Raw genomic sequence first — 13,105 nt, forward strand, 5'->3', positions numbered from 1 at the left:
CTACCAATTGATCAGGACTTCGGACTTTTCTTTTCTCTGACAATTACCTCCGCAGACTTACTTTCTTTAAAGGAATTGCCCTAATTTGAAGCTTCAATTCCATTTGAGCTATGTATATTATTTTTGATACCGAGACCACCGGCTTACCCCGGGATTACAATGCCCCCATGTCCGATGTGGACAATTGGCCGCGTCTCGTACAGATCGCCTGGCAACTTCACAATGCAAAGGGTAAGCTACTTTCCAACCACAATTACATCATTCGGCCTGAAGGCTTTACCATTCCATATAATGCTGAGAAAGTCCATGGCATTTCCACCAAACGCGCTTTGGCGGAAGGCCATGACCTGAAAGAAATCCTTCAAGTCTTCCGCGAAGACGTGGTCCAAGCCAAATACCTGGTAGGTCACAATATTGGTTTTGACATCAATGTCGTGGGATCGGAATTTCTCCGATCTGAGTTAGTCATGCCTTTAGGTGATAAGAAAGAACTCGATACCAAGGATATTTCAACTGAATTCTGTGCGCTTCCAGGAGGAAGAGGTGGCAAATTTAAGTGGCCGACCCTGACCGAACTGCACCAAAAACTATTCGGAAAGGGATTCGGAGATGCGCACGATGCCGCTTACGATGTGGACGCAACGGCTCGTTGTTTTTTCGGATTGATCACTCAGGGGATCCAGTCTCCCGAGCCGGGCATCTCCGTAGCTGAAGTCATTTACGAGACTCCACAACTGGCAGAAGCCAACTTTGTCCAGGTAAAAGATGCCACAAAAACAAACGCCAAAGATGTCCTGAAGCAAGCGGGAAAAGCTGACATCTCCGATCTGGCTGATGTATCTTTCACTCATCTTCATGTCCATACGCAGTACTCTGTCCTGCAGGCGACCTCGGAGATTCCAGTTTTGATCGCCAGAGCAAAAGCACTCGGCATGCCTGCCATTGCAATGACCGATCATGGAAATATGATGGGCGCGTTCAACTTCGTCAAGGAGGCCATGAGCAAGGAAATCAAGCCAATCTTAGGCTGCGAATTTAACCTCTGCCGTGACCGAAAAAACAAAAGCAATAAAGACGACGGCTACCAAACGGTGCTTTTAGCCAAGAACAAAGCAGGCTATCACAACCTAGCCAAATTGTCTTCCTATGCCAATATCCAAGGCTTCTATTATTTGCCCCGAATTGACAAGGAGCTTCTCCTCCAGTACAAAGGCGATCTGATCGCTACCACAGGAGGACTTTGGGGAGAGATTCCATTTTTGATTTTGAATGTGGGAGAGACTCAGGCAGAGGAAGCATTTGTTTGGTGGAAAGAACAGTTTGGAGACGACTTTTATGTCGAGCTTTCCCGTCATGGCGTCCCTGAAGAAGAAAAAGTCAACGAAGTGCTCCTGGATTTTGCTAGAAAATATGATGTAAAATATTTCGCTGCCAATAACTCTTACTACACTGACAAAAGCGATGCGCAGGCTCACGACGTCCTACTCTGCGTCAAAGACGGCGAACTTTTCGACAAACCCAAAAAATACATCGGTAAGCGAGGAAGAGAATTTCGATACGGATTTCCCAATGACGAATTCTACCTCAAAACACCGGAGGAAATGAAAAAACTCTTTGCGGATTTGCCGGAGGCCATTGTCTGCACACAGGAGATTGTAGACAAGATAGAATCCTACAAACTTGCCAGAGAGGTTTTGCTGCCCAAGTTTAGCATCCCGGAAGAATTTCTCCATGAAGAAGATCTAGCAGACGGAGGCAAGCGGGGTGAAAATGCTTATCTGAGACACCTGACCTATGAAGGTGCCCAAAAACGCTACCCTGAGATTACCACAGAGATTCAGGAGCGATTGGATTTTGAGCTGGCAACAATACAAAATACCGGTTACCCGGGTTACTTCTTGATCGTACAGGATTTCATTGCGGAGGCAAGAAAAATGGGGGTATCCGTAGGGCCCGGCCGTGGATCCGCCGCAGGTTCCGCAGTTGCCTATTGCACGGGTATCACCAATATTGACCCGATCGCCTACAACCTTCTATTCGAACGTTTCCTGAATCCAGACCGGGTTTCACTTCCCGATATTGATATTGACTTTGATGATGAAGGCCGACAATCGGTGATCGACTATGTGATCAAGAAATATGGTGCCAACCAAGTCGCACAGATCATCACCTACGGTACGATGGCAGCCAAATCTGCGATTCGGGATACCGCACGGGTACTTAACCTACCGCTAGCGGAAGCAGGCAGACTGGCCAATCTCGTCCCAGACATCAAGCTCAAATCGCTTTTTAGCCTTCAGGGTAACCGGGCAGCCATCGCAGACAAGCTGAAAGATCAAGCCGACATGATTGCCAAAGCAGACGAACTGATCCGGATTTCAAAAGGACAGGACGAATCTGCCAAGACAATCAATCAGGCCGCCATGCTGGAAGGATCCGTGCGAAATCTTGGAATACATGCCTGCGGAGTGATCATCACTCCTGATGACATCACCAACTTTGTCCCGGTCGCTTTGGCCAAGGATTCAGACATGGTCTGCACGCAGTTTGACAACTCGGTCGTGGAATCTGCCGGCTTGCTGAAAATGGACTTTTTGGGTTTGAAAACCCTCACTTTGATCAAGGATGCGATCAAAATCGTCAAAGAACGACACGGAATCCAGCTCGATGCAGATGAATTTGACATCGAGGATGCTAAAACGTACGAGCTTTTCCAACGCGGAGAGACCGTTGGTATTTTCCAATATGAATCTGCCGGCATGCAGAAATACATGCGCGAACTCAAGCCGACCGTATTTGCGGATTTGATTGCGATGAACGCGCTGTATCGTCCGGGACCGATTGCTTATATCCCGTCATTTGTGCGAAGGAAGCACGGCACCGAGCCAATCACTTATGACTTGGATGACATGCAGGAATACCTGGAGGAAACTTACGGGATTACCGTCTACCAGGAACAGGTGATGCTTTTGTCCCAAAAACTCGCAGGATTCACCAAAGGTGAAGCAGACGTCTTGCGAAAGGCAATGGGTAAAAAGCAGAAGGACGTGCTGGACAAAATGAAACCAAAATTTGTCGAGCAAGCATCAGCCAAAGGTCACGAGCCCAAGAAACTGGAAAAAATCTGGACGGACTGGGAGGCTTTTGCATCCTACGCATTTAACAAATCCCACTCAACCTGCTATGCTTGGATTGCCTATCAGACCGCATATTTGAAGGCCCACTATCCTGCTGAATACATGGCCTCGGTGCTGAGCAACAACATGAATGACATCACACAGGTGTCGTTTTTCATGGAGGAGTGTAAGCGAATGGGCATCAAAGTGGCCGGTCCGGATGTCAATGAATCCAAGGGAGGATTTACAGTAAATAAAGTGGGGGAAATTCGCTTTGGAATGGCAGCGATCAAAGGTGCAGGTTCTGCCGCAGTGGACGAAATCATCAAGGAGCGGGAGAAAAACGGACCCTATAAAAACATCTTTGACTTTGCGAAACGAGTCAACTCCAGAGCTTTGAACAAGAAAACGATGGAAGCCCTTGCCATGGCAGGAGCATTTGACGGTTTCAAAGAACATCATCGGAGACAATACCTTGAAGCACCGGCAGGAGACCTTTCCCTTATCGAAAAAGCAACGAAATACGCCCAAAAGATTCAACAGGAAGAAGACAGTGCACAAGTGAGTCTCTTTGGAGGCGGCGGGGGAAGCATGGAAGTGCCTGTGCCGACCATTGCCCCGATGGAGCCATTTTCGCAGATTCAACAACTTAATATCGAAAAAGAAGTCGTCGGACTGTTTATCTCCGGCCACCCTCTGGATCAATATAGATTGGAAATCGAATCGTTCACCAACACACCACTGACTGCATTAGCTGATTTGGAAAGCTTACGGGGGAAAAACGAACTGAAGCTTGCCGGATCGGTCAGCAGCTTTGCGCATCGCACGACCAAAACGGGGAAGCCATTTGGAACGCTTACCATGGAAGATTACCACGGTTCCTTCACGTTCTTTCTCTTCGGAGACGACTATGTCAAATTCAAAGAGTACTTTATGACCGGGTGGTTTTTGTTTCTAACCGGAAAAGTGGAACAGCGCAAGTGGGGGAATGAAAATGAAGTGGAATTCAAAATCACCTCCATGATGCTCCTTAGTGAAGTGCGTGGAAAAATGGTGAAAGGAATTCGTGTGAATATCGATCTGGACGATCTGACACTTGATCTGATGGAAAAATTGGAAGCCATCACTGCCAAATACAAGGGAGATGCCAAGCTCTACATTGATGTGATCGATCGAAGAGAAAACATTTCGCTGGAGCTTTTCTCCAAGAAATTCACCATCGATCCGAGTTCGGAGATGATCCAAGAGCTGAAAGAACTTCCAGAGGTAGTGTATAAGGTGATTTAAAGAAAAGAAGCTGTCTCCTAACTGTCAAAATGAACGGAGTCGAAATGCGACTATATTTGTTGCAAATGGCCTTCGACTCCGCCACCAATGACGGAATATGTTTTATTTGAAAATATTAATAATTCGAAATTTTATTTTGATTTTACGCTTTGAGATTCATGCCTTTAATCAGCTAAGCAAGTACTTGCACTTTGGTTAGGCTATTCTTTTTCTTCGTTCTTTTGGCTTGATCCAAAAGAACCAAAAGATCAAGATTTGCCAAAGCTCCCACCGCACAGGGCCGAACGCTGGCTCGCTGGCAAATCCTCCCAACGCGCCCTTCCGGTCAATGTTCTGCCTAAGCAGGAGTAAACCTGATGTGAAATCAAATTTTAAAGGCGCTTGGCCTGCACCCCCCCCGTCATTTCCATTTTGTATGTTCCCAGAATATTTAAGACTCAGGGTGACACAATTTTTGTCTTTTAAGGCAGCCTTTTTTTTATTACTAAGAAATATTTACTTTGATATCTCGTTGATAGTTAAATGTTTTTCAATATGAGAATCATAAATTCAATATTGCTTATTTGCCTTGCATTGCTTTCAGGATGTGCCGATCCGGGCGAACCCACCACTCCAATCCAAGTCGATGAACGACTTATTCTTCTCAAAGAAGTATTAAATGGCCCATTGTTCACTCCTGCTGGAATGTTAAAAAGTGAGTCATTCTATTACGGTCCAAATACACTCCAATACCGTACAGATTTTTATTACGATACAGAAGGAAGAGAACTCTTGAAGGTTACGATCCAAAATTTGGATACTTCAGCGGTATTTCTGAATGAATACCTGGAAGATGGGAAACTAAATCAGACAGGTGTATATTCTCTGGGACCTGAAGGGTTTGTCTTTACGCATTATTTCAAAAGATTCTATGAAAATAGCGGCCAAACGATCAACAACATGAAAGGAAGAGACGATAATTTTTCCCAACATGAGCAGTTTAAGTTTGATGAGAAAGGCAGGAAGATTTCATACCGAAGAGGAAGCGACACCTTATATTCTCTCCATAAATACATTTACCAAAATGAGCAATCCCGACAGATCATGGAGGAACATTATTTTGAATCAGGCACTACAGACCCCCTCTATCGGTACAAGTTTGATTATAAAGAAGATGGACTTCTTAGGGCTAAATTCATCTCATTTTTAGGAGAATTCAACCGTATCGAATTCGAATATTTCTACGATGACAAAATGCGATTATCAGAGGAAATCAAAAACGATATACGCTTTTTGTCTGGACCTATCGAAAGAAAAACCTTTGAATATTATTAATCCCATCAGGATTTCGATTTCTTCAATGCCCCATAGACATTTTTTCTAACTCAGTCGGAACTTAATATCCTTCAATCCGCTTTTGCTGATATATTTGAAAAATCGAAACTTATAAATCCAATAATAAAATGGGAAAAGCAATAGAAATTACTGATGCCAATTTTGAAGAAATAATCTCAGGTGACCAACCAATTTTGGTTGACTTTTGGGCAGAGTGGTGCGGACCATGTAAAATGATCGGCCCCGTAGTTGAACAGTTGGCAGCAGAATATGAAGGAAAAGCAGTCATTGGCAAAGTAGACGTAGATTCTAATCCTTCTGTGGCACAAGCCTTCGGAATCCGTTCTATCCCTACCCTACTATTCTTCAAAGGCGGACAAATCGTCGACAAGCAAGTAGGCGCAGTGCCAAAAGCTGTTTTGGCACAAAAACTAGACGCACAACTATAATTCTTAATTACATTTAGATACGAAAGCCGCAGAGAATTCTTTGCGGCTTTTTTGTTTTCAAAACAATCACTTTTCCCTCTGAAACCGGGTGAACTATCAAACTTGGATCAATCATATTTTTATGATCCTCATTTCCGCTCACTTTCTATGAGATTTTTTCTTCCTATGTAAATCATCTTGCTATTGAGATTAAAAGCTTGAACTTGAAGTTAAGAAGTATCATTTCTTCAAAACCCAAAAACCTATGAAACAATTATTGGCTATTCTGACATTAATATCATTCAATACTTTTGCCCAAATGCCTAAGGAAATTTCCAGCGAACTGGTCCTTCTCAAGGTGAAAACCGGCAAAGAAAAAGTCCTCCTCAAAGAGAACCGACACTTCGAAGCACCCAATTGGAGCAGAGACGGCAAGTTTCTGATAATTAACGCTGCCGGGCTTTTGGAAAAAATCGACCGAAAAGGGAAAAATTTAGGGAAAATAAATCCTGATGGCATCAATACCGTCAATAATGATCACGGATTAAGCTTCGACGGAAAGATCCTGGTCTTCAGCAAAAACGATAAGGCAGCAGCACCGAGTAATAATTCCCGAATCTATGTTTCCAATGCAGAAGGAAGCAATCCGAAACTGGTGACACCGGACTTCCCGAGCTACTGGCATGGAATCAGTCCGGATAACAAATACCTCGCTTATACCGCACAGAGAAATGGCGAATGGGACATCTATCGGATTCCAACAGAAGGTGGTGCCGAGGAGAAAATCACTGATTCCAAGGGTTTGGACGATGGACCAGAATATAGCTATGATGGAAACTGGATTTACTTCAACTCGCACCGTACTGGAAGGATGCAGCTTTATCGTATGCAGCCAGATGGATCCGGCGTGGAGCAACTCACTGATGATGCCCTTGACAACTGGTTTCCTCATCCAAGTCCAGACAACAAATCCATCGTATATATTGCCTATCTCGAAGATCAAAAAGGAGCGCATCCCTTTGGCAAAGATGTGAAGCTGAGAATGATGATTTTGGAGACTAGGGAAATCAAAGACATCACTCCGGTATTTTATGGAGGACAGGGAACAATCAATGTGCACAGCTGGTCGCCTGACGGAAAATCCATCGCTTTCGTCCGTTATACAGATTTGACCAAAAAGTAGAAAATCAGAATAATCCTTCCCTTTAAATTGAACCGACCCGAAGAAATGAGGTTATAGAAAAAGCATAATGATGCTTTTCTAAAAGATGTAGCTTTGAATTCTGTTTTTTATGAAGCTTTATGCATACTAACCTTACCTTCACGCCTCTATGGCAGAACAACTGATTAATCTTGATGAATTTTGGAGGTTGCGCAAGCAATTGCCAATACTAGATGCAAGAAGTGAGGGAGAATTTGCACAAAGTCATATTCCCGGCTCTAACAATCTGCCAATCCTTAATAATAAAGAACGCATCGTAGTAGGTACGCTTTACAAAGAAAAGGGGGCCGAGTCTGCTACGCTGAGAGGCTTTGAACTGGTTGGACCGAGATTTCATGAAATCCAAAAAGAAGCGATCCGTTTGTTCCCGGAGCGAAAAATCATCGTCTATTGCTGGCGTGGCGGGATGAGAAGCCAAATCCTATCCTGGCTATTGAGCATGGTGGGTTTTGAGATTTATCGATTGAAAGGTGGCTATAAAACCTACCGGACATTTACTTTTGAGGAAGTCAGAAAGGAGCGGAACTTGATTGTACTGGGAGGAAAAACCGGAACCGCTAAAACTATCTTGCTCCAAAAACTCAAGGAAAGGGGGGAGCAAATCCTCGATCTGGAAGGAATTGCAAATCATAAAGGATCCTCTTTTGGAGGAATAGGACTGCCTCCACAACCGACAGTGGAGCAGTTTGAAAATCTGCTGGCAGAAAATCTAAGCTCACTAGATCCAAGCATTCCTACATGGGTTGAAAATGAAAGCCGAAAAATTGGACGACTTATCGTGCCAGATCGCCTTTTTGAACAAATGGGAAACTGTCTGCTTGTAGACATACAAAAGCCCTTAGCCGAGCGAATTCGGCACATCGCCGCCGAATATGCGCAGCTACCGGAAGAAGAACTGATTGCCGCTGTAAAACGAATTCAAAAACGGCTCGGAGGCTTGAGAACCCAGCAGGCAATCGAAGCGATTCAGGAGAAAAATCACGAGTTGTGGATTTCCAATCTGCTGATCTATTACGATAAGACTTACGAGTTTGACTTGACGCGGCATGAAGCAGGGAAAACAAAAATCATTGACCTGACAGGAAACTCGATAGCCGAACAAGTCGAACTATTACTGAAAATCAAAAACCAACATCATGGAAACTAAATCAATGCGCCTGACCGAATGGAGTGAAGGATCCGGCTGTGGCTGCAAAATTGCCCCTGCCATTCTAGATCAGATTTTGAGTGCAAGTGGTTCTTTTTCACAAAGCGATCCAAATCTATTGGTGGGGAACCTTCATAAGGATGACGCGGCCGTCTATCAGGTTTCCGATGATTTGGCGGTGATCAATACGGTTGATTTTTTTACCCCCATTGTAGACGATCCTTTTGATTTTGGGAGAATCGCTGCGGCAAATGCAATTTCAGATGTCTATGCGATGGGAGGGAAACCCATTTTCGCGAATGCGATTTTAAGTTGGCCGGTAGAAAAAATTGCTCCGGAATTGGCCGCCAAAGTCCTGGAAGGTGCAAAAAGCATTTGCAAACAAGCTGGAATTGAATTAGCTGGAGGGCATTCAATTGCAGCCAAAGACCCGATATTCGGACTTTCTGTGAATGGAATCATTCACCCTCGAAAAATCAAAACCAATGCAGGATCAAAATCAGGAGATCTCCTTTTTCTGACTAAGCCACTTGGAATCGGGGTATTGGCTACTGCTTTGAAAAGAGAGAAGATAAAAGAAGAAGATTACCTCAATCTGATTGATACAGCTTGCAGGTTGAATTCCATCGGTGCTGTGCTGGGAAATCATGAAGAAGTCCATGCCATGACCGATGTGACCGGATTTGGACTATTGGGTCATCTGATTGAAATGGCTGAGGGAGCTGGCCTTTCTGCGGAAATAGAAATCGGTAAACTTCCCTTGATCGAAGGAATTCAAGAATATATAAACCAGTTTATTTTTCCTGATAACACCTACCGGAACTGGAATGCTTACAACACCAAAACCAAGGGAGTGGTGGGAATGGATTTGGTGAAGCTCTGCGATCCACAGACAAGCGGAGGGCTACTGATTTCAGTTGCCCCGGAGAATAAAGCTTGGTTTGACGAAACGATGCTGCTTCACAAGCAAGCCTGTTGGGAGATTGGAAGGTTTGTGGAAAAAGGCGCTAAAGTAGTGGAAGTTTTCCAGTAACTTCTGGCACACCATAAAAACTATCAAAATGAAGTTCCTGGCCTTCCTTTCTAGCTTTTTTTCCTGTTGACCCTTGAAAGCTTCGCACAGACTCAGGAAAATATCACCTCTGAACTCGTCATTTTAAATGTAATTACAGTGGAAGAGAAAACTATTTTGAGTGAAAGTCGGCATTTTGAAGCACCTAACTGGTCCAGAGAAGGAGGCTTTCTTCTTATAAATTCAAGGGGGTTTTTAGAAAAGGTGGATTTGAATGGAAATAAACTGGGGAGACTTTTCCCAGATCTAGTCACCAGAGCCAATAATGATCATGGGATTAGTTTTGATGGAAAAACATTGCTTATAATTAAAAGCGAGTCCTGAAAAAGTTCTCAAATCTTTACAATGCCAATCGACGGATCTACTCCGCCACTATTGGTCACAGAGAACTACACCAGTTACTGGCATGGAATCAGACTCGACGGTAAAATGCTTGCCTATTGCGCCATGCGTAATGATGAATGGGATATCTATGTGATTCCCAAAGCTGGTGGCAAAAAAATTAGACTCACTGATTGGTTTGGACAATGGACCTGAATACTCCTATGATGTCCAATGGATCTATTTCAACTCACACCGGAAAGGTAGGATGCAAGCTTATCGAATGAAAACTGAATGTAGTCAACAGGAACAGCTTACTTTTGATGAATTGGACAATTGGTTTCATCACCCTTCACCTGATAAAAAAACCGCAGCAATTATTTCATATTAGGAGGATCAAAAAGGTGCGCATCCATTTGGCAAGGATGTGAAACTTCGATTTTTGAATGTAGAGACAAAAGCTATAAAAGATCAAACACCTGTCTTCTATGGTGATCAGGGCACAATCAATGTCCATAGCTGGTCACCGGATGGAGAGAGGATTGCTTTTGTGAGGTATCACAAATAATGGTAACAAAATCCAAAAAGTGGAACACAAATTAAAAAAGAGTCGAATTCATGTATTAATCATATGAATAAAAACTTTGCTAAAGTTCATTTTTAAAAAATGAAATGGCAATGTTAAATGACTCTTCAACATTAATTGTGTTAAGATCTAATCTCTTTAATAAATTCTCCCCAGAATATAAATACAAAAAAAATCCATACCCATTATTTAAATCAACAAAATCTTCTTCTTTAATAAAAAAAACATTATTTGATTTTAAATTTAATTCATTTTCAACTAATTTTCTTCCACTTTGATTCTCTATGAAAACAAGATTTAATTTAGAAAAAATCTGTTCTCTTTTTAACTGAGTAATAATATGATTCAAACAGGTTCCACATGAATTTAAATCAATAAAAAGATAAACTGAATTTTCCTTATTCTTTACAATATCTAAGTTATAATTTTTAAGGAGAAAACTGGCAGGATCTTGTTTCTCACTTGAACATGAAAAAAACAATACTAATAATACAGCCTTAAAAATTAAACTTCTCGAATTCAATAAAATCTTCATCTTGGGTTAATTTTCTTATATATAAAAACGAATCTTTAAAAAATGAATTATCGAAATCATAGTAATTGTTTGGCAGTTCCAATACTTCCATAAGTTCAAGTGAATTCAAATTATATTTTACAAGACTAATTGATCTTTTCGCATTTCTTATTGAAGAATTTACAGGTTTTAAATATACTCGCAGTAATATCTCATTCTCATAGTCTATAAGAATAGATTTAAAAATTGGAGTATTATTCATTTCCATATTCCATTCGTCTGAATCATACACGTATTGATTACTTTCAAAAGGAGGTAATATCGGGTCAAAGATTCTTGAATTTTCAATCTCTTTTAATCCGATATCACCTGATTCTCTCACAAATAAGGTATTAGATGCAGGAAAAGAGTATATAATTCTATGGTTTTTAGAATCCAAAGCCTGATAGGCATAATCATACCAAAGCTTTCCCCAATCACCATCTTGGAAATAAACTTCAGGTAGAGGGTCTGAAAGCTCTACGTGTCTTTTCTCCATCGAATACCTTAGTATAGGGAAATAATCCTTTTCATACATTCCCCAAATCAATGAATTATAATAAATCATGTTATCCAAAAACAGGGCGGGATTTTTAGAACTTGAGTAGGTGCTTTGTCTAATACTTAAATCAAGAAGATTGTATTTATCAATAATATTACCTTCCAAATCAACCATATATGAGGTGAGTTTTTTGCCAAACAAAAAAATAGAATCTTCACCAATGTGGTAATAGCTCATAACACCCCTACTTATTCCACCATCACCAGTATCGAAACTTAACAATCTATCCAAATTCCTTGTTTCAAAATCATAATAATAAATGGTACTTGTAAGATCGTTTAACAGAGTAAAATAATCTTTACCTCCCAAGGTCACTAACTCAAGCCCATGAAAATAATCTGGGGTCAATGAGTCAAGAGGAAACTGTATGGATTGAATCGACTCCACACTTCTAATTTTTATTTTATTTACTTCTCTTTGATTGCATGAATACAAACAGAAGATGGAAATAAATAAGACTGAATATTTCATAAATCTATAAAAAGTCCAAATAACTTAGTAATAAGTCATTTGGACAAAATGTTAAATTAAGAATTAGAAAAATTACAAGTATAAGTCTGAGCCCCCCTCTCAAACCCGCATTTAGGAATGATACTACCCGACCTACAAGTTGCATCAAGAGATCCAACTTCAGAACAACCTCTGGTATCTTCAACCTCTGGCTCACCTTCTTGAGCAGAAACATTAACCGAAAAAAAACCCACGATTAATACGACAGGAATAAAATACTTTAACTTTTTGATCATAATGATTTTTGTTTTGGAGAAAAGATAAATAAAAAGTCATTTAGACTATGTCCAAAGAAAGAAAGAAAGAAGCAAATATTTAGTTGAATTATTTTCCAATTTTTTTAAAAAAATTGTTAATCATGTTCTAAAAGCGGTGATACCCCTCCCGAAACCATAAATTTCATCACGTCAGAGCTCTTCACGCCGGTTAAAGACTTGACTTTTTCCCGCTTTACCAAAAATACATTACCCGAGACATTGTAACTGTGCGGAAAATAAACAGCTACCAAATCAGGCCTTTCAATAATATTCAAATCCTCCTGGGTAATAAAGCCCAACCGGGCCATAGAATCACTGATCTCCACAATGACTGGGGCGCTGAATTTCTTTTTGTCCCCGACAAAAGCTCCCATCAAATCTTTGATACTGGTGTACAGCAAATTGACCAATGGAATCTTGAAAACTCCGCGCTCAAACCAATCGAAGAATGGTTTTGCGAAAAAGAGACTTGCGAAGTATCCAACAAAGGTAATCAGGGCCAAAACCATCAAAATTCCGATCCCCGGGATGGGAACTGGTATCAGATTATCCAAAAAGATGAATATCGCATACACAACATAAACGGTAACTGCCAAAGGAGTGAGAAATAATAGCCCTCTCAGAAAGTAGGAAAATATTCTTCGGTAGGTGAAAGCCATGGGGTTTTGAATTTAGGTGTCAAGTTAAAAAAAATGCCTAATCGATGATTAAGCATATATAATTTGAACAA

Annotated in this window: 10 protein-coding genes; 7 read left to right on the forward strand and 3 right to left on the reverse strand. The window is 41.4% G+C overall.

The features are described 5' to 3' along the window. The first annotated feature begins 110 nt into the window (after positions 1-110). The 7 genes from dnaE (at position 111) to Q8M62_RS16895 (ending at position 10,123) form a co-directional block, all read left to right on the forward strand. Positions 111-4,403, forward strand: a complete 4,293-nt coding sequence (gene dnaE / locus Q8M62_RS16865) for a DNA polymerase III subunit alpha (RefSeq protein ID WP_304899304.1) — start codon at positions 111-113, stop codon at positions 4,401-4,403. A 534-nt stretch (positions 4,404-4,937) separates the two neighbouring features. Then, positions 4,938-5,717, forward strand: a complete 780-nt coding sequence (locus Q8M62_RS16870) for a hypothetical protein (RefSeq protein WP_304899305.1) — start codon at positions 4,938-4,940, stop codon at positions 5,715-5,717. A gap of 128 nt (positions 5,718-5,845) precedes the next feature. Continuing rightward, on the forward strand, positions 5,846-6,166 hold the full coding sequence (gene trxA, locus Q8M62_RS16875; protein ID WP_304899306.1) for a thioredoxin: 321 nt from the start codon (positions 5,846-5,848) through the stop codon (positions 6,164-6,166). Positions 6,167-6,410: 244 nt separating this feature from the next. Beyond that, positions 6,411-7,328: a DUF5050 domain-containing protein gene (locus Q8M62_RS16880; protein WP_304899307.1), complete on the forward strand. Its 918-nt coding sequence runs from the start codon at positions 6,411-6,413 to the stop codon at positions 7,326-7,328. A gap of 148 nt (positions 7,329-7,476) precedes the next feature. Next, positions 7,477-8,514 carry a tRNA 2-selenouridine(34) synthase MnmH gene (gene mnmH, locus Q8M62_RS16885; RefSeq protein ID WP_304899308.1) on the forward strand — a complete coding sequence of 346 codons (1,038 nt, stop codon included), beginning with the start codon at positions 7,477-7,479 and terminating at the stop codon, positions 8,512-8,514. Further along, positions 8,504-9,547 carry a selenide, water dikinase SelD gene (selD, locus tag Q8M62_RS16890; RefSeq protein WP_304899309.1) on the forward strand — a complete coding sequence of 348 codons (1,044 nt, stop codon included), beginning with the start codon at positions 8,504-8,506 and terminating at the stop codon, positions 9,545-9,547. The genes mnmH and selD overlap by 11 nt, the downstream gene beginning before the upstream one ends. Positions 9,548-9,931: 384 nt before the next feature. After that, complete coding sequence (locus Q8M62_RS16895) at positions 9,932-10,123, forward strand: hypothetical protein (protein WP_304899310.1); 192 nt, start codon at positions 9,932-9,934, stop codon at positions 10,121-10,123. A 431-nt stretch (positions 10,124-10,554) separates the two neighbouring features. Here the strand turns inward: Q8M62_RS16895 and Q8M62_RS16900 are convergent, their stop codons facing one another. The 3 genes from Q8M62_RS16900 to Q8M62_RS16910 all read right to left on the reverse strand — a co-directional run bounded on the left by Q8M62_RS16900 (position 10,555) and on the right by Q8M62_RS16910 (position 13,034). Continuing rightward, positions 10,555-11,028, reverse strand: coding sequence for a hypothetical protein (locus Q8M62_RS16900; protein WP_304899311.1), 474 nt, complete (start codon positions 11,026-11,028; stop codon positions 10,555-10,557). Next, the gene (locus tag Q8M62_RS16905) at positions 10,991-11,995 is read right to left on the reverse strand and encodes a hypothetical protein (protein ID WP_304899312.1); all 1,005 of its coding nucleotides are present in this window, start codon (positions 11,993-11,995) and stop codon (positions 10,991-10,993) included. Before Q8M62_RS16905 ends, Q8M62_RS16900 begins: the two co-directional genes overlap by 38 nt. Before the next feature lie 475 nt (positions 11,996-12,470). Further along, positions 12,471-13,034, reverse strand: coding sequence for a DUF502 domain-containing protein (locus tag Q8M62_RS16910; RefSeq protein WP_304899313.1), 564 nt, complete (start codon positions 13,032-13,034; stop codon positions 12,471-12,473). Between the last annotated feature and the right edge of the window lie 71 nt (positions 13,035-13,105).

This window comes from Algoriphagus sp. (assembly GCF_030694375.1).
In the GTDB taxonomy this organism is placed as follows: Bacteria; Bacteroidota; Bacteroidia; order Cytophagales; family Cyclobacteriaceae; genus Algoriphagus.